This window comes from Bacillus sp. JJ1533, from assembly GCF_036965045.1.
Lineage (GTDB): Bacteria > Bacillota > Bacilli > Bacillales > Bacillaceae_L > Ferdinandcohnia.
The window spans coordinates 45565-64655 of the sequence record NZ_JBALOV010000050.1 but is presented as its reverse complement, the minus strand read 5'-3'; the positions used below and the strand labels follow the sequence as shown (position 1 = coordinate 64655).

The 19091-nt window shown below is 38.0% G+C and carries 16 protein-coding genes; 5 read left to right on the top strand and 11 right to left on the bottom strand.

All coding sequences use genetic code 11. From position 1 onward, the window contains the following. Window positions 1-432: 432 nt before the first annotated feature. The 3 genes from treC to V7138_RS23480 all read right to left on the bottom strand — a co-directional run bounded on the left by treC (window position 433) and on the right by V7138_RS23480 (window position 3215). A complete protein-coding gene (gene treC / locus V7138_RS23490; RefSeq protein ID WP_335402269.1) occupies window positions 433-2121 on the bottom strand; it encodes an alpha,alpha-phosphotrehalase in 1689 nt (562 codons plus the stop codon). A gap of 281 nt (window positions 2122-2402) precedes the next feature. Beyond that, window positions 2403-2783, bottom strand: coding sequence for a DUF488 domain-containing protein (locus tag V7138_RS23485; protein WP_335402268.1), 381 nt, complete (start codon window positions 2781-2783; stop codon window positions 2403-2405). A 60-nt stretch (window positions 2784-2843) separates the two neighbouring features. Next, a complete protein-coding gene (locus V7138_RS23480) occupies window positions 2844-3215 on the bottom strand; it encodes a DnaJ family domain-containing protein (protein ID WP_335402267.1) in 372 nt (123 codons plus the stop codon). Window positions 3216-3491: 276 nt separating this feature from the next. Here V7138_RS23480 and mreBH point away from each other — a divergent pair, with 276 nt between their 5' ends. Continuing rightward, window positions 3492-4499: a rod-share determining protein MreBH gene (gene mreBH / locus V7138_RS23475; protein ID WP_335402265.1), complete on the top strand. Its 1008-nt coding sequence runs from the start codon at window positions 3492-3494 to the stop codon at window positions 4497-4499. 98 nt (window positions 4500-4597) lie between these two features. Here mreBH and V7138_RS23470 read toward each other — a convergent pair whose 3' ends face one another. Beyond that, window positions 4598-5317 carry a TerC family protein gene (locus V7138_RS23470; protein ID WP_335402264.1) on the bottom strand — a complete coding sequence of 240 codons (720 nt, stop codon included), beginning with the start codon at window positions 5315-5317 and terminating at the stop codon, window positions 4598-4600. A 258-nt stretch (window positions 5318-5575) separates the two neighbouring features. Here V7138_RS23470 and V7138_RS23465 point away from each other — a divergent pair, with 258 nt between their 5' ends. Beyond that, the gene (locus V7138_RS23465; protein WP_335402263.1) at window positions 5576-5995 is read left to right on the top strand and encodes an SRPBCC family protein; all 420 of its coding nucleotides are present in this window, start codon (window positions 5576-5578) and stop codon (window positions 5993-5995) included. Further along, window positions 5992-6363 carry an ArsR/SmtB family transcription factor gene (locus tag V7138_RS23460; RefSeq protein ID WP_335402262.1) on the top strand — a complete coding sequence of 124 codons (372 nt, stop codon included), beginning with the start codon at window positions 5992-5994 and terminating at the stop codon, window positions 6361-6363. Before V7138_RS23465 ends, V7138_RS23460 begins: the two co-directional genes overlap by 4 nt. Before the next feature lie 182 nt (window positions 6364-6545). On the opposite strand, the gene V7138_RS23455 is transcribed toward V7138_RS23460, so the two are convergent. The 4 genes from V7138_RS23455 to V7138_RS23440 form a co-directional block, all read right to left on the bottom strand. Next, window positions 6546-7739, bottom strand: coding sequence for an ATP-binding protein (locus V7138_RS23455; protein WP_335402260.1), 1194 nt, complete (start codon window positions 7737-7739; stop codon window positions 6546-6548). A 113-nt stretch (window positions 7740-7852) separates the two neighbouring features. Further along, complete coding sequence (locus V7138_RS23450) at window positions 7853-8533, bottom strand: Na-translocating system protein MpsC family protein (RefSeq protein ID WP_335402259.1); 681 nt, start codon at window positions 8531-8533, stop codon at window positions 7853-7855. A 140-nt stretch (window positions 8534-8673) separates the two neighbouring features. After that, entirely contained in the window at window positions 8674-9363 is a 690-nt protein-coding gene (locus tag V7138_RS23445) for a Na-translocating system protein MpsC family protein (RefSeq protein WP_335402257.1), read from the bottom strand. Between the two features lie 225 nt (window positions 9364-9588). Then, window positions 9589-10917, bottom strand: coding sequence for a polysaccharide biosynthesis protein (locus V7138_RS23440; RefSeq protein ID WP_335402255.1), 1329 nt, complete (start codon window positions 10915-10917; stop codon window positions 9589-9591). A 192-nt stretch (window positions 10918-11109) separates the two neighbouring features. Between V7138_RS23440 and V7138_RS23435 the strand changes: the two genes are divergently transcribed. Continuing rightward, window positions 11110-12666 (top strand): ABC-F family ATP-binding cassette domain-containing protein, encoded by a 1557-nt coding sequence (locus V7138_RS23435; RefSeq protein ID WP_335402254.1) that lies wholly within the window; start codon window positions 11110-11112, stop codon window positions 12664-12666. 233 nt (window positions 12667-12899) lie between these two features. Here the strand turns inward: V7138_RS23435 and helD are convergent, their stop codons facing one another. Then, complete coding sequence (helD, locus tag V7138_RS23430) at window positions 12900-15200, bottom strand: RNA polymerase recycling motor HelD (RefSeq protein ID WP_335402252.1); 2301 nt, start codon at window positions 15198-15200, stop codon at window positions 12900-12902. 281 nt (window positions 15201-15481) lie between these two features. Here helD and V7138_RS23425 point away from each other — a divergent pair, with 281 nt between their 5' ends. Continuing rightward, complete coding sequence (locus V7138_RS23425; protein WP_335402251.1) at window positions 15482-15706, top strand: hypothetical protein; 225 nt, start codon at window positions 15482-15484, stop codon at window positions 15704-15706. 710 nt (window positions 15707-16416) lie between these two features. Here V7138_RS23425 and V7138_RS23420 read toward each other — a convergent pair. Both V7138_RS23420 and V7138_RS23415 read right to left on the bottom strand, forming a co-directional pair. Next, window positions 16417-17643, bottom strand: coding sequence for an ATP-binding protein (locus V7138_RS23420; protein WP_335402250.1), 1227 nt, complete (start codon window positions 17641-17643; stop codon window positions 16417-16419). Between the two features lie 82 nt (window positions 17644-17725). After that, window positions 17726-18910, bottom strand: coding sequence for a hypothetical protein (locus V7138_RS23415; protein ID WP_335402248.1), 1185 nt, complete (start codon window positions 18908-18910; stop codon window positions 17726-17728). Window positions 18911-19091: the final 181 nt, after the last annotated feature.

Here is a 19091-nt window from a genome sequence, read left to right as displayed (position 1 = left end):
CAAATACAGGCGGTACGACGCATATCTACACCGAAAAGACGCATGTTCCTGCATTATGATGCTATATCCATCCTCCAAAACGCATTTATCCAATTTCTAAATATCAGTCAATAACTCTCAAATTTCGCATATACGTATACAAAGGGGCATCTTCTAAGTCGGCGGACAAATCCATTGTCCCAGACTTCTACGCTCTCTCTTCTTCAGCCCCAACCAAAGGGGGGAATACACTTGTTAGGACTATGGCTAACGCTTATTGGAATAGCTGTGCTGTATTTTATCTCCGCTGGATTTTGGTTTTACTTCGTTGCATCATCGATGGATCAAGACGATACCACAAGAATTGACCCGCTACCCAAAGATCAAGATTTTTAAAAGAGCCACACCCTAGTGGGCATGGCTCTTACAGTGTAGGCATTTGTCTACACTTTTTTATTTGCTAGTTAAATGATATACCACTGATTCATATGGACGTAGGCTAAGTCCTTCTGAAAGATCAGTTTGTGAATCACTGTAGTTAGAGATGAGAAGATCAGTTGTGAAATTTTCTAAGTTAATGCTACTAGGGACCGCGAATGTCGCATCCTTCCCGTAGAAATTATTGACAACAAGGAGCTTTTCGTTATCTCCGTTTCTTACATATGCAAAGATTTGCGGGTCTTCCTCAAGCAATAGCTCATAATCACCGTATGTGATAATATCATATTCCTTGCGGAGCTTAATCAATTTTTGATAATGATAAAAGACAGAGTTTTTGTCCTCTAACGCATTTTCTACATTAATGGTTTTATAATTGTCAGCGACATTGATCCACGGCGTCCCGCTTGTGAAACCAGCATGCTCTGACGCATTCCATTGTACGGGCGTACGTGAATTATCTCGTGATTTATGTTTCAAAATCTCAATGATTTCTTCGTTGGTCATACCCTGTTCTTTTTTAATATTGTAGATGTTGATGGATTCGACATCGCGATATTCAGAGATATCGTCGAACTTCGGATTAGTCATACCAATTTCTTCACCTTGATAAATATAAGGCGTACCTTGCATCATATGAATAGTTGTCGCAAGCATTTTCGCAGATTCCGTCAAATATTTTCCATCATCACCATATCTCGAAACAATACGCGGTTGGTCATGGTTGCACCAAAAGAGTGCGTTCCAGCCCCCACCCTTATGCATTTCCACCTGCCAGGTTGAGAGGATTCTTTTTAACGCTTGGAAATCAAAATCGGCAACTGTCCACTTATCCCCATTCGGATAATCCACTTTTAAATGATGGAAATTAAAAGTCATACTTAGCTCTTCACGGTCAGGATTCGAATAATTGATACAATCATCAATCGTAGTTGAAGACATCTCCCCAACTGTCATGCTGTCATATTTCGAAAACACATTTCGATTCATTTCATGCATGAACTCATGGACACGCGGACCGTCTGTATAAAATTTCCGTCCATCTCCAGGAGGTACCGACCCATCATCATCAGGGAAGCGCTGGTCTTTTGAAATTAAATTGATGACATCAAGACGGAAACCATCGACTCCTTTTTCAAACCAAAAAGTCATCATATCATAGACTTTTTTACGAACCTCTTCATTTTCCCAATTCAGATCAGCTTGAGTCACATCAAAAAGATGGAGGTAGTATTGACCTGTTTTTTCGTCATACTCCCAGGCATTCCCGCCGAATTTAGATTCCCAATTGTTTGGCTCGCGGCCGTCTTTCGGGTCTTTCCAAATATAAAAGTCACGGTATGGATTGTCTTTTGACTGACGTGATTGCTTAAACCATTCGTTTTCCGTTGACGTATGGTTGACGACAATATCCATGATCACTTTGATGCCACGAGAATGGGCTTCTTCAAGCAATTGATCAAAATCCTCCATCGTGCCATACTCTTCCTGTATCGCAAAATAATCACTAATATCGTACCCGTTATCACGCTGCGGGGATTTGTAAATTGGCGTTAACCAGATAACATCGATACCTAAAGCTTTCAAATAGTCGAGTTTTTCGATAATCCCTTGTAGGTCACCAAGACCATTTCCAGTTGTATCATTAAAACTCTTTGGATAAATTTGATAAACGACAGACTTCTTCCACCAAGGCTGTTTCAACTGCTACACCACCATAAATAGTATTCTTTTTGTAGTATTCCACAAAAACAAATGCGCCTTGCGTATTTGCGCCCAGATTTCTTTCGTGTTTGCACGAAAAACTTCCTCTAAAAATCTGAGGCATCGCCGGAGGCTTAACTTTATACGACAGAAGTGGAGACTTCTGTCGTATAAAGTTTTAAAAACTTATTTATAGTAGTAGTTTAACTTGTATATACAAGTTGGTCAAATTAAAATGTTTTGTGTATGATTGGAGGGTGCTCATTTACTGCCACTAATCATTATCGTGTTGATTTTTCCACTTCACGCTCAAGCACTTCCTTCAACACAACCGCTTGGTTATGCACTTCGTCCTTTGCACCAAAAAGAAGTGTCACTTTTTCTTCCTTGATCATGCGTAGAATTTTTTCGAGCGCTGCTTGTTTCTCTTCATCTTCTTGTAATTCTTTTATAAAATGCTCTTTAAATTCTTCAAAACGTTCAGGTTTATGGTTAAATTCCTTGCGAAGCTCTGTGCTTGGGGCGATTTCTTTCATCCACACATCAAGTTTTGCGGCATCCTTTGAAATGCCGCGGGGCCAGATGCGGTCCACTAAAATCCGTTTTCCATCTTCTGCATGAGCAGGTTCATAAATTCTTTTTAGCATCAAATTTTTGATCATTGCTCTCTTCCTTCCTAAAAAAGAAAGGGGCAAAACGCAGTGTTTTGGCCCCTTCAACTATTATTTAAATTTATTATGCAATTTCATTTGATAGTCTTTAAAAACCGCTGAGTGAGAGGTCTTTCTATTTTTCAAGATTTGATTTAAGCGAAACTGTTTTTCATTTAGCTTTTTCTGATAGATGGCTCTCTGATCTTCATTCTCACAATTATCAAGCAAGTTCTCAATGGTGCGCAATTCTTTTTTAATTTCCGTTTCCTCATTAATAAAACCGGAATTTTTCATCACGCGATAGGCCATGCGAAGTTCCTCTGGAATTGCGGAATCATCGTCAAGCTTAAGCGGCTTGCCGTATCCTGGGAGGTTATCAAATTCTCCATCCTTATAGGCCTTGCGAATTTTGTCCTCTGAGACAATACTTGAAAAATCCATAGCAACAGCCTCCTTTTTTGGAAGTGTTTCTTCTACTACTATTTTACGTGTATTTTGAACAAATTGCCATTATTCTCTTATATTTCTCCTATGTTTCATTTTTTACAATATGACAACAACCCCCAAAAATCGACATAATTCCATGAATCCCTATAAGGTGAAGTGGGTTAAAATGACTACTCATGAATTTATTAAAAAATGACTAAAAATGTTTCGGAAAGACATCTTTAGGCTATTACCATATAACCCTAAACTCTGTGAAGGATGGAGATAAACATGTTTTCAAACGTAGAAATTGGTATTGATTTAGGAACTGCAAATATTCTTGTATATAGCAAAAATAAAGGCGTTATTATTAACGAGCCGTCCGTTGTGGCGATTGACACTGAAAATAATAGTGTCGTTGCAGTTGGAACAGAAGCGAAAAGAATGATTGGTAAAACCCCTGAAAAAATCGTGGCGATTCGTCCCTTACGTAAAGGTGTGATTGCAGATTTTAATGTGACGGCTGACATGCTTCGTCACATTATGAAAAAAGTGAGTCAAAAAACAGGCTACTCGCTTCGTAAACCGAATGTGGTTGTTTGTACACCGTCCGGGTCAACGTCTGTTGAACGACGTGCCATCCAAGATGCGGTTAGACAATGCGGTGCCAAACAGGTTTACCTAATTGAAGAACCTGTCGCAGCGGCAGTCGGTTCCGATTTACCAGTCGACGAGCCAGTTGCGAATGTCATTGTTGATATCGGTGGAGGCAATACAGAGGTTGCGATTATCTCCTTTGGTGGCGTGGTAACATGCAACTCAGTTCGTATTGGTGGAGACCAGTTTGATGAAGATATCATTCAATATGTACGTAAAAAATACAATGTTCTAATCGGGGAACATACTGCTGAACAGGTTAAATTTGAAATTGGGTATGCTCTTGTTAAGCATGAAACAAAAACAATGGATGTTCGTGGACGCGATCTTGTGACTGGTCTACCAAAAACCATTACATTGCGTTCAACCGAGATTCAAGAAACTCTAAAGGAATCACTACTTCATATTTTAGAAGCTATACGCGCAACTTTGGAGGATTGCCCACCAGAATTAAGTGGGGATATCGTGGACCGTGGGGTTATTATAACAGGTGGCGGATCGCTATTGAACGGTATGCAGGAATGGCTCAGCCAGGAAATCTTTGTTCCCGTACATCTTGCCCAAAACCCGCTAGAATCAGTGGCCATTGGAACAGGACGTTCCTTGAGTATCATCCAAAAAATTCATAAACTCGCAAAATAAGATTTGCTGACCCATACTGAGCAACTACCATAGGAACAGTGATAACTATAGCTTTAATAGAAAAGGCCAAATCGTAATTGATTTGGCCTCAAATTTTATCATGCTGTATGTTGTAATTCTTCTCGTTTTGCTGCGATTTTCTTATTTTTAAAATATCCTAGTCCTAAGACAAGAATGGTTAATACAGCAGCGATTAGATATGTGACTGGTCCATGTTCAATATGAAGGAAATTAGTTAATCCTTTATCCTTAAACACCATTTCACCGGCAGTCCACGCAAGAATTCCTGCACCAATATAAGCAATCCAAGCATATCTATTCATGGCTTTTACAATAAATTTAGAACCAAAGATCATGATTGGAATACTAATTAGAACACCAAGTGCAATCATACCAATGTGTCCGTCTGCAGCACCTGCAACCGCAACGACATTATCCAAACTCATAACCGCATCCGCCATTATAATGGTGCCAATAGCTGACACGATTCCATTAGAAGATTTCACATGTGCTTCTCCCTCTTCTTCAACCAATACCTTGTAAGCGATGAAAAGAAGCAATACTCCACCAATTACATTCACAAATGGAATTTTTAATAAGTAAACAATAACGGCAGCAAATAATATCCGTAAAATAACAGCCCCTGCTGTTCCCCAAAAAATTGCTTTGTTTTGCTGTTCTTTCGGAAGGTTTCTCGTTGCCATCGCGATGACAACAGCATTGTCTCCAGACAAAATAATATCAATTGCAATGATTTTTAATAACGCAATTGTTGCTCCTGAAGAGATAGCTAGTCCAAGAATCGTTAGCATATCCATAGGGTAATTCCCCCTCAATAAATATAGTAAAATAGTTAAATTTTTATTACATAATCTAGCATACTCCTATTTTTTGTCACTTTCAATAAAATCGTAATGAATCTTGCTTACAAACCTCCCACTATTATCCACTCTGGTAATTTCTAAAAATGCACATACTATTTAAGTATAATGTTCTTGACATAACACCTTTTGGTTTTATATAATCTGAACATGAAACCAAATGGTTTTATTTTCATTTTTAAAGGAGAATGATTTATGGCAACTGTACCTGAGATAAAACAAACCGTATTAATTGAAGCACCGATTCAAAAAGTATGGGATCTCGTTTCAACTGGCGAGGCCATCGGAACTTGGTTTATGCCCAATGATTTAGTAGCAAAAGAAGGACACGAATTTCATATTCAATCTCCTTTCGGACCTTCTCCATGTAAGGTGTTAGAGGTTGAGCCACCACATCGACTTACTTTTTCTTGGGACACAGAAGGTTGGTATGTAGAGTTTCTTTTAAAAGAAATTGACGGCAACACAGAGTTTACCCTCATTCATGGTGGCTGGAAGGATGCCGAAGAAACTATTGAAAAAGCAAAACGTTCGGCAGCAGAAGTGCGCGAAACAATGAATGGTGGTTGGGCAGGCATTGTACAAAAGCTGCGTCAGGTGGCGACAACCGATTGAGTGATTCTGCTCAAAAATATGATGTGTTCCAAGCAATAGCCGATCCTACTCGCAGAGAGGTGCTGCGCCTCCTCTCCAAAAAGGAACTTCCTATTTCAGAAATCACAAGTCACTTCCCAATGAGCAGGACCGCCGTGGCCAAGCATCTTCACATTCTAGCAGAAGCGAATTTAGTAAGCGGCAGAAAGGTCGGAAGAGAAAAACGCTATCGCCTCCAACCGGAATCTTTTTCAGAATTACATGAATGGCTTGGTTATTTCGACCAATTCTGGAGCAACAAGCTATCGGTATTAAAGCATATCGCGGAGAATGGTACAGATAGTGGTGAGCTGAAAGTGGTTAAACCTTTGGATAAAAATGAGGAGTAAGCTGGATGAGGGATTATTGGAGTGGGCTTTATATGTGTTTGGGAATTCTGCACATTTATGAAGAACTTTACGCGGGGGCTCACGGTGCGTTCGGGACTTCATCACACTTATTCACTCGATAAAGCGGATTTCGTTCGCGGGCCGGGCACGCCAGTCTCTATTCTCCCAATTCAAAAAGGTCTTCATACGAGTTGAAGACCTTCATCTAAAAGAGGCAGTGTTATTTCCACGGTGGTTCCTTGGTTTTCGACACTGTCGATTTTCATTTGGCCGCCATGTTCTTGGATGATGGTTTGGCATATCATTAAGCCAAGGCCTGTCCCTCTTTCTTTTGTGGTATAGAACGCTTTGCCAATGTTCGGCAGCTTATCTGGAGGTATTCCAGAACCATTGTCGGCAATTTGAATGATCGCATTGCCTCCATTTGGATACAGTGAAATATCGATATGCCCCCCATCATCTATTGCTTCAATGCTATTTTTTAAGACATTAATAAAAACTTGCTTCAGCTTATTTTCCTCACAATTGATAAAGGTACCTTTTAGCTCATCATGATAGGAAGTCTTAATCTGGATATTATGGAGAATCGCCTGAGTGTCTAACAAAAATACAACTTCATTAAGCACATTTGTGATGTTTTGCCTTCGCAACTGAAGCTTTTTTGGCTTTGCGAGCAACAGCATTTCATCGACAATTGTATTAATTCGGTCAATTTCAGACACCATAATTTCAGAATAGGTGTTTGCTTTTTCATGATGCAAAAGCTGTGTAAAACCCTTTAAGCTTGTTAGTGGATTCCGAATTTCGTGGGCGATACCTGCTGCCATCTCCCCTACCATCGAAAGCTTATCCGTTTGTTGAATGAGCTCCTGTCCCTTTTTCAACTCGGTTATGTCACGGACGACGATATATTGGCAGCTTTCTCCCTGATACATAATCGGCATCAATTTAATTTCTACATCAATCTCACCCAAAGCTGGATGGGCAATTTTACCTTCTGTAATCCTCTTAAATTTATGTCCTTTTTCAATTTTTCTCGTTGATATTTCGGAATCATATTGAATAAACTCATCAAGCCGATGCCCGATTAACGACCTCTCATCCGCACCGATTAAATATTTCCCCGTATCATTACTATAGATAATCTCCTCTTTGCGCATAAGCAAAATGGCGTATGGAGCATTTTCCACGAGAAAGCGGAACTCCCGATTTTTTCGCGATTCAAAAATGGAGAAAATTGAAGCAATAAGCGCAATCAGTAAAAGATAAGGCTCCAACCGACTTATTAGTTCGACATAAAAGATTTTTCCTACAATCAAAATGACACAACAGACTAAAACTGCAAAATTTAACACCTTCCATCTTCTATTTCCCATTTCACCCAATCCTTTTCTCTATATTCCCTTTAAAAAGAAAAAGGCCTAACCTCATCAAGAAGTTAGGCCATGACGAAGGCTTATCCCAAAGGACATCCTCGCATTTACCATGTTTATTTGATATTAAAACAAATCAAGCTGTTATCATTTTTAAAATTCCAGTCAACAAATATATCGATAACCTCACGCTGAAAAATTTGATCAAATTTTCCATAGCGATGTAGATAGCTTTTTTCAAGTTCGTCCTTTGTAAAATGGAGCTCTTTCTCAAAGCCGGACTCAATTAACGCCTTTTCAATCGGAACTAAGATTCCTTCTCTCTTCACGATAAACAATCTTGGGGAAATTTGAAAACTAAGTGTTTCCTCCGGTGGCTTTTCGACAAGAAGGCTAATTCTCGCAACTTCAGATTCTAGAAGGGAAAAATCGATTTCCCCATTCTTTTCCATTGGCAGTAATGAATCTTCTAACTCGGCAATAATGACACCTGTGTTATTTGGAAAGTTCCAATCATGAAAAAAGGTCCGTACTTCTGTTTCAAGGGTTACCTGGAATACACCCTTTAATTCAGATAATATGCTTTTTATTACGACATCCCTCGCATGATCCACTTGAATATGCTGATTCTCCTGTAAAAGAACCTCTTCCATCGGAGAGATAAAACCTCGGATATGTAGGACTAAATAGCAATCTGCTGTTACCGCAAAACAGGATTCAGGTCCCCGTCCAAATTTATTTCGGAGGAGTTTGCTTGTGTAACTACTTATGTATTTTAATTTTTCTTGTAAATTCATATGATTCCCACCTCTAGGGAATTCACCACAATAACCAATGACTTCAAATTCATTAGCCTCTAATATTGTAGCATCGTTTCCCTTTCATTTCCATGTTTACACATAGTTTGTCAACTTTGATGGGAATTATGAAAACAATCTCATTTGCAATAAAAGATTTTATAGCTTTCATCTTGTTCATAGTTCCAAATCATAAAAATATCATGAATTTCATTTTTTATGATTTTGTTAAATCGTTCAATATTCGTATCATATCTTTTCCGGATTCTATTTTCTCTTTCCTCGAGGATATGTAACCCTTTTTCGATCAGTATTCTTTCAATCGGTAATAAGTAACCAGCTAATCGAATAATATAAACTTTTTCGCCAATCTTAGTGAAACTCTGTTCAGTTGGTTGATACTGATAAAATTCGCTTTGCTTACTTATTTCATTTCGAAGCAGCATAAATTCAAGCGAATTTTCTCTTTCAGCTTCCACCTCTGCTTTCACCACTGCTAGCAAAACCCCTGTGTTTTTTTGAAAATTCCAATCCTGATATAGTTGGGTGATTTGCTTATTACATATTTCTTCCAACAATTCTTGTATTGGGTCTAAAACGTCTTCCATGATGTTTGTTCGAATTTTACAAGCAGTTTCAAAATCCTCTTTCTTGACAAGTTCGTGTTCAATTTTTGTCATGAACTTTTTAATATGGACGACAATATATTGTTCGGAAATCGATGTAAAACAAGTTTCCGGTCCTTTGCCAAACTTAGATTTTATTAGTTTACTAACATAGCTGCTAATATGTGTTAATTCTTCCTGTTTTGTAATGTTGCTTCTCGACATGCGATCCATAATCCTCCTAAAACGCAATAAAAAATGGCCTAACCTCTACACAAATAGAAGCTAGGCCATGGTTAGACTTTTTCGTATTCTACCATTTACCAATCTTTTCAAAATTATATTTTAAAATTTTATTAGTCAAATTCATCCTAAAAAAAATGTGATTAATGACAGCTAGACATTAATCCCGCTCATTATAACACGAAGTTTCATGATTTTACAAACAAATCACACTGCTGGACCCAAAAATTTTGTCGAAATCACAGAGACCCCAATTTTTCTACAGATAGTCACGTAATGCATCAAAGCAAGTAAGACTGCACCCATGTTCATCCCGATAATGATTCCTTCCATTTGCAGGGTTTGGAGAGAACCTAGGGTGAACATAATCGCAAAGGACACAACGGTTGACCATACATTATGAATGAACGCATCCTTCACTAATCCAAGCCCAATTAAGTAAGCCTGCATTGGAATTAAGAAGAAATGGAACAAGAAATACGGCCAAAGCATTTGCAAATAGACAGTCGCTGCTGATGATTCGAAGAAAATATGAGTGAGCGGATCTGCGAAATAATAAAAAATCACACAGGCTGGAATTCCGTATAGGAAGGTCATTTTCATAACCTGCTGGAGTAAGGATTGCAGCATTCCCATGTCACGCTTAGAATAAGCTTCAGACACCGTTGGAATTAACACAATCAGCAATGAATGTGCAATGAACGCCGGGAAAAAGCCAATCGTTAACGCTACCCCTGTCATCAAACCAAAATGCTCGGTCGCTATAGCTGCTGGCATCCCCGCTTTTAGTAAAGCAGCTTTGATCAGAAACGGCTGTACCGCGTGTGAGATGGCATGGAATATTCGCATCCCAGTTGTCGGCAAGGAAACCGCGAGCAGGTTTTTTCGTACCATTTTTCCACTTAAAGTGGATTCTGGTCTTTGTCCCAATCTACGATAATGAAGGAGATACTCATAGCCTAAATAGCCAAATACGACCAGGTCACTTGCAACAATTGTACATAGGGCAATTAAGATTGAGGTATGAATCTCAAATTCTAGTAACTGATAGATGAACACTAACAAAATTAGTTGCACAGCCTTACGAAGGAAGTTCGCAAAGGCAATGCGCCCCATCGATTGAATCCCCATAAAATAACCCCTGGCAATCGATAAAAATGAAACAATCGGGATAAAAATGATAACTAACCACTTTACAAAAGGATGGTAATCATCGAACAAAGGTATAACCGGTAAAATGACGAATGCTAAGGAAATAATAATCGCTGTAAACACAGTTGTCAAGACTGTCGCATGCTTTAACATACTGCGATGGTACCTGTCCTCTTTTTCGGCAATAAATTTGGAGATGGATACAGGCAGCTCAAGACTTGCCAAAATCACGACTAAAAAGATTGATGGCAAAATGGTCATATATAATCCCATTCCATGTCCACCAAGCTCTTTTGCTAGAACAAGATTGATTAAAAATTCCACACACTCTCCAATAAATGCTGCAATAACCAGTAACAATGTCCCTTTAAAAAATGTCTTCATCCTGTAGCCCCTTATTTATTTTTTTCAGTACTATATGAATATGAGACAAGTCCGCTAATTATTTGACGAAAAGAAAATTTTTACTTTACTTCTAATAAAGTCCCCTTTCCAACCCCTTGATTTCTCGTTTATAATCGGTATATGTGTAATTTTTATCAAGGATAACTAAACTGATGAAAAAGGTGTAAATAGATGAGTATTTTAACAGTATCAAATGTGAGCCATGGTTTTGGTGATCGTGCCATTTTTAATGATGTGTCGTTTCGTTTATTAAAAGGGGAGCACATTGGGTTAATTGGTGCAAATGGAGAAGGTAAATCAACCTTCATGAATATCATCACTGGAAAGCTTGAGCCTGATGCCGGTAAGATTGAATGGTCAAAAAATGTCCGCGTTGGCTATCTTGACCAGCATACTGTGCTTGAAAAAGGAATGACGATTCGTGATGCATTAAACAGTGCTTTTAAATATCTTTTTGATATGGAAGCAGAAATGAATGAGTTTTACGGAAAAATGGGTGACGCCACACCTGAGGAGCTTGAAAAAATGCTGGAGGATGTCGGTACCATCCAGGACACCCTTACAAACAATGACTTTTACGTCATTGACGCGAAGGTTGACGAAATCGCGCGCGGATTGGGTCTTGAAGATATCGGGCTTGAGCGTGATGTACAGGATTTAAGTGGTGGGCAGCGTACAAAAGTGCTTCTTGCCAAGCTATTACTTGAAAAGCCAGATATTCTTTTACTGGATGAGCCAACCAACTACTTAGACGAACAGCATATTATCTGGTTAAAACGTTATCTCCAAGAATATGAAAATGCATTTATTCTAATTTCACATGATATTCCATTTTTAAATAGTGTTATCAATCTTATTTATCATATGGAAAACCAGGAGCTTAATCGTTATGTTGGAGATTACGATAATTTCCAAAAGGTATATGAAGTGAAAAAGCAGCAGCTTGAGGCTGCCTACAAGAAGCAACAACAGGAAATCTCTGAGCTTAAGGACTTTGTGGCCCGTAACAAGGCACGGGTGTCTACAAGAAACATGGCAATGTCTCGTCAGAAGAAGCTCGATAAGATGGAAGTTATTGAACTGGCGAAGGAAAAGCCAAAGCCGGAATTTAATTTTAGAGCAGGCAAAACGTCAAGCAAGCTCATTTTTGAAACGAAGGATCTTGTTATTGGATATGATGAACCACTTTCAAAGCCGCTTAACCTCCGTATGGAAAGAGGTCAAAAGATTGCCTTAGTTGGGGCAAACGGAATCGGGAAAACAACGTTGCTACGAAGCATCCTTGGCATGAACAAACCTCTTTCGGGGACTGTTCAGCTTGGTGAAAACCAAGAGATTGGCTATTTTGAACAAGAGATTAAGGAAGCAAATTATAATACTTGTATTGAAGAAATTTGGAGTGAATTTCCTTCCTTCAACCAATATGAGGTTCGGGCTGCACTTGCGAAATGTGGTCTTACGACAAAGCATATTGAAAGTAAGGTTGAAGTATTAAGTGGTGGGGAAAAAGCGAAGGTACGCCTCTGTAAGTTAATCAATAAAGATACAAATATCCTTCTTCTTGACGAGCCGACAAACCACCTTGATGTCGATGCGAAAGATGAATTGAAACGTGCCCTTAAAGAATATAAAGGTAGCATGCTCCTTATCTGCCACGAGCCAGAATTTTATCAAGATGTCGTGACCGATGTGTGGAACGTTGAATCTTGGACAACTAAAGTATTTTAAATAGAAAAGCGTAAGCGCCTTGAAGGGGAACATCGACTAACTACTGCCACGTCCTGTGGCNNATTTTCTTCGTGCGATGATGATGCTGCCGAAGCCTTCCTTGTCCTGTGCAAGTCCGACAAGCATAAGAAAAGCCGGCGGGAAGGATGCCTTTTATCCTTCATGACGGATTGGCTTATGACCTCGAGGGGCTAGGCGCTTGCGCTAGACAGCAAAGAAACGCAAAACACGAGTCAGGTGTTTTGCGTTTTTGTATATAATACTTCATCTACTTTATCCAGCATAAAATCGGTAGGGTCAGTCCCGAAAAAATGCAGTCGGTGCAACGGACGAGTCATGGACACATACAAGAGCTTGATGTCGATTTCATTGGTATAAAATTTTTCCTCATTCGAATAGATAATCACCGCATCAAATTCCAAACCCTTCGATAAATGCGAGCTTACGATGACGACTTCTTCCTTGTTAATCTCTTCATTTTCTTTTAAAAGCTGAACCGGAAGTTCACTGTGTTTTTTGAAGGCTTTCGTTAGCTTTTGGCACTCTTTATTTGTCTTCCCGATAATTGCAACGGTTTTCATATTTTCATCGTAAAGTTTCTGAATAACCTCAGCTAAGGCTTCCACTGTTTCTTTCTCTAAACAACTAATTTGATGAAATACCGGTTTCTCCCCATGGCGAACTACAGGGTCGACCATTGGTAAATCTAACTCCAGCAACGATAGTAATTCATTTGCCGTGTTCATAATTTCAATAGTGGTCCGGTAACTTTTTTGCAGGGTTTTATAGGTCGCTCTTGGAAAGATTTGATCAAGAACTGGCGTCCAATTATTAATTCCGCGATAGGAGTGAATTCCTTGCGCTAAATCGCCAACAATTGTAAACATATCCGTTTCGAGTGCTGTTTTTAAGGCCGCTAATTGAAAATAGCTATAATCCTGCGCTTCATCGATTACGACATTACGGGCCTTCCATTCCTTCTTAACTCCGTAGAGCTTAGCCTTTAAATAAAGAAGCCCCGCTAAATCTTCAAGCTCATATTGCTTTGATTTTTGAAGTTGTTTTTGATAGTCCATAAAAAACTGGATTTGCTCAACGTTCAAGATTCCCGCAGCATAGGTCGGAAAAAGCTCTGACACAAACCTTTGAAAATAGTAGAACACATCATGGTGTGGAAGCTTTTTGATATATGCATTAACGGCTGTGCGGGATTGCTTGGTGATTTCTTCGATGAGCTCTGCCTTTTTATCAAGGGCTTTTGTTACGTAACGGCGGCGCTTTTCAGCGTCAATTTTTGTTTTAAACAAGACGTTATCTAGCTTATCATCATAAAACTTCGTAACCTTATGAATCATATTCTTTTTTTGGAGACGAACCGTATTTTGAAGTACCTTTTTCACCTTATCAATCCGTTTATAATAAGGAAGATAACGATATTCATAGGTCATTAGGTGATGAATATCTCTCGCTTTGTACAGTTTAAATTTCGAGACAAAAAAGTCCTCCTGTGGTAACAATGAACTTAGAATATCCTCCACATAATGCTCCAACATATCCCGATACTCAAGTGAGCCTTTGAATGCCGAGATCCACTTAATCATGTCTGGATTTTTGAATTCATTATGGATAAAACCAAGCAGCTTCTCTTCTGGTTTTGTGAGCTTAATCGGTTTCCCAAGGCATTTTTTCACATAATCAACATAGGTCGTTTGCAAGATATGATCCACACCAAGCTCTGGGAGTACTTCTGAAATATAATCGATGAAAAGTCGGTTTGGGGCAAGAATCATCAGTTGGTCTGGTGAAAAATAGTCTGCATAAGTGTAGATAAAATACGAGATGCGGTGCAGGGCAATGGTTGTCTTCCCACTTCCAGCAGCCCCCTGAACAATAATCGGCTTGTTGAGATCAGCACGGATAATGTTGTTTTGCTCCTCCTGGATCGTTGACACGATATCAGTGAGGCGATTACTTGCACTTTCAGATAAGGATTTTTGGAGAAGCTCATCTGTCGTTGTTAAATCAACATCCCGAATTTCATCGAGCTCGCCCTCTTCAATGATGAATTGTCGCTTTAACGATAAGTACCCCTCATATTCCTCCCCCTCGGCTTCATACGAAACCTCCCCAAGACGACCATCATAATAAAGGTTAGCAACAGGGGAGCGCCAGTCTACAATAATCGGGAGCTGGGTCTCCTTGTCAAAAAGAGATACCTTGCCAAAGTAGAGAATCTCCTCATTCCCCGTTTCTTCCCGTTTAAAATTAATCCTGGCGAAATAGGGCTTGTTTCGGTTTCTCTTTAGGTTTCGTACCTCTTCATGGGTCCTTCTGAGCATCGTTGAATTCGTTAACATATTTAAATAGCTCAAACTACTGTCTTTGAAGTCCACACCATCAAGGGCACTCCTTAAATTATCCCGAAAATTTTCCTCGGTTGACTCTGAAGCCCGAATGACAATATCCATGTACTTTTTCGTAAAATCTAACCGCTCTACTTCCACATCAAAGTCCGGATGCTTCTCCTCCGTCATCCAACCACCTCCATTAACGTACAAAAAACCATGAATAAGCTTCAATTCACGGTAAAAAAGAACAAAGTATTCCTATAAAAGTCGTAATTTTGATTATAGTCTAGGCTTATTTGGAAGGCAACCTAATTTTTCCTTTTTTTAATTTGGAATCGAATATATTTTTTAGCGCTTACATTTTACATACATTGTGAAAGTGGTGTATAATTTGAGTAAGTTCACAAATTATACACAAATTATTGAGTTACATATAGATTCGTAATAAATACAAGGGGGATGGTACCATGATTCGCACAGGAGTTGCTGCATTTTTGAGTGTCTTTTTGTTGCTCTTTGAAGGATTTATTGTCATTAAATTAAAAGGGTACACTGGCATTTATTTTGGGGATATCCATTTGTTAGTAAGCGTGCTCGCAATGAATTTCTTCTTTGCATTTTCCATTTTAACACATATCAAGATTTGGATTGAAAACAAAGGCATCGAAGAAACAGAAGCCGGGATGAAATAACATTAATCGTAAAAACAGGTCTAACTGGCAACGGGTTCTGTTTCCTGTCACAAAACTTAAAAATGACCATCAATTTTTAAAAGAAATTGATGGTCATTTTTTATTGATATAACGCCAATAATGATAAAAATAGGCGTGAAACTGCAGTCCAATTTGTAAGGTTACAGAGATTTCTGTTACCTTGCAAATTGGACTGCAAAATGCGGTGTTTTTTATTCACAAAACCACGTATCTCTTTGCCCCCTAGCTATTGTTGTATTTCGCGTAGCTATGAGATTCATAAGCGGAGAATTTCCGGCTAATGTACAAAAGAAAGCTTAATAAGCAGAAGTAGGCGGAAATTTTCCGGTTAACCCCTCTAAATAAGACAAAATCAAGAGATTTGGATCATATTAGCAGAAAAACTACCCCTATTTTTAAGGATATATGGGTATTTCTCAATTTAAGCGGAATTTTTACGTTTATTTTTCAAGCACTGTGAAATCAATATTCAATAATACTTGAGCCTTTGCCCTAAATTACTTTTAACGGCACTTTGTAATGTTCTTACATAACAAAAAGTCCTGCATTTTGCAGGACAAAATATACAACAAATTTGAGGACATTCTTAAATGCATTTTTTAAAAATGTGACAGGTATCTGAACTCGTTATCTAACCGGCCTGTTTTTTGTTTTCCTTCAAAAAATAAGCCAACTCTCAATGAGTTAGCTTATTGTGTAATCGGTAATGTAATTTCCACTTTTGTTCCTTTTCCTGGTTCACTTTCCATCTCTATTTTTCCATGATGGTCCTCTATGATTTTTCTAGACACCATTAGACCTAGCCCTGTACCGTAATCTTTGGTTGTAAAAAACGGCTGAAACAGCTTTTCTTGTACATCCGCAGGTATTCCACAGCCTTCATCACAAATCCGAATCGACACCTTATTGTCATCAATCTGGCTTCCTTCAATCGTAAGTGTCCCGCCTTCTGGCATAGACTCAAACCCGTTTTTAATAAGATTTAAGAAAACCTGCTTCATTTGCTTCTCATCACATTCCACCAGTGGGAATGACGGTTCCATTTTCAAATCTACCTCAATGTTTTTTCCTTGTTCAGATTGCTCAATGATGGAGATGACATATCCGAGATGTTCCTGCAAATTACAATGCGCCACATTAATTTGCCTTGGCTTCCCGATAACAAGTAAATCAGTCAAGATTGAATCAATCCGGTCGATCTCTTGCTCCATAATCGAATACTGCAAATCATCCTCTTTATGCTTTTCTCGCTGAAGCTGGGTAAACCCCTTCAACGATGCCAACGGATTGCGAATCTCATGGCCTATCGTTGTTGCCATCTGCCCTAAAAACGCAAGCTTCTCCTTATTCCGAAGTTCCTCATGCGTTTCCGTCAATGCCTTCGTGTACGAGTTGAAACGGGTTAGTAGGATGTAGGCGACGATTGATAATACTAATACTAAAACGATAGGAATCATTACTATAGCTGAATGAATAACACTACCAACGATGACATAACGCATAAGTGCTGCAATCGACGTCACCCAAAAAAAGCGATTATTTATAAATATAGGTGAAAATAAAACAAGGATTAATTCCGCTGCATTTCCACTCGCATATTTTGTAGGATTATCTACAAAAACGAGACAATCATAAATTAGTGCAAGAGAAAAATAGACCATTACGTAAATATATTTTATAATAGTCTGCTTTCCTCTTTTAATTAGATAGAAAGAAAGTATTAATAAACCAAAATAAAACAAATAATTTATGAGACTAAGTTTATTACTAAATCCTGGAGTTACCTTCAGATTTTTGTAAATAATATAAAATATCACATCAAATAACACTAAAGTAATATAAAAAGATGTTAAATATATTTTTAACGCGCGTCTTTCTTCATGCTGTAATAAAGCAGAAGTGTTATTAATAACCATCAAAAGCCCTCTTTGTAAATAATCATAGCAAATCTTACATTTACATTATATACTAAAAGACCCACAAAAATAACAATATTTATCAATTTTCGACATTTTTCTTATAATAGGATTTGTAAAAAGAAAATGTTAAGAATCCTACGATTACAAGTATCTGGGCTGTAAACAAAATAGCATCCCAAAAAATCGGATCGGTTATAGGCTCCAAATAGCCAGGAAGCATTTTAGTAGCCATATATATTAATTGAGGTAAATAATATATAAAAAACAGGCCAATTGTAATACCTACCCCAATCACATAGAAAAAACTATAAACTGTTACTATTCTCTCTTCCCCGTGGAAAAGTTCCTTATTTTTCACTTTAGAACGTGAAAACAGACCTTTCAAGAAAAATATTCCATTTTCCATTAAGTTATAGGTACCTGTCATATTTTCAAATAAAAAATAAAAATCGGTTTTCATATAAATACATGCCTGATAGATTATTCTTACAATCACATCAAAAACTACTAAACCAAGTAAACCTGTTAGAAAGCTTGATTGGATTGGTAAAAACATTTGTAAAATAAGAGCAAAAAAGAGAATGACCGTATCGAAGCAAACACCAGCTAAATAAAGAATGTTTCTTTTTTCGGGGGAAAGTTTCCATGCTAAGGAAAGATCGGTTTCAAAAACTATTAAATATAGTCGATGACCTATATCTAATCTAGTTGGTAAACCAAAGGACCTAATCGCTATGATATGTCCAGATTCGTGAATCAGCACAAGTATTAAAGAGATAATCCCAATTACTAGAACATTAAGTGACATGATATCAAAAACAAATAAATCAGTGTAGTGAGGAAACAATGAAGGTTGCAAACAAAAAATGCCTATGTTAGCTAGAAATATAAGTCCGTATAAATAACTTGTATATTTATTAAAGAAAATTTTTCCAAACTTAGGGCTTATCCATTCAAAACCTAACTTATTTTTGTCATGGCTTCGTTCAATCTCCTCGCCGTTAACTGATTGGATTAAATTTAATTCAATTAGCTGATCACCAAAATCAAGCAAATTGATCTCTTCATCAGGAAAGGTTTTAATTAGCCTTTCTTCTATTTCACCTAGATTAAGTCCTTGTTTGATTAAATTTAGCGCATCAACGCACACCTTTGGCATTTCATAAAACTCTTGAGTTGCAAGGTCTTCTACAATGTAATGTTTACTATCCTTGCGAATTTCAATATCGTGCAATTTTAGTAAAGATTCTTTTGTTAAATTCATATATCCACCTTACGATTAGTATTATTTTCAAATAAAAGAGGATGCATACCCGAAAGCAAGCATCCTTTAAGAATGATAGTTATTGTGGTGTTCTAGGTGTCCATGTGCACCACCAGCAAGTTGTTTTAAGTTTTTTTAGCTTTCTGATTTTCATAGTTTTTCCCTCCCTTCAAATAAAGTA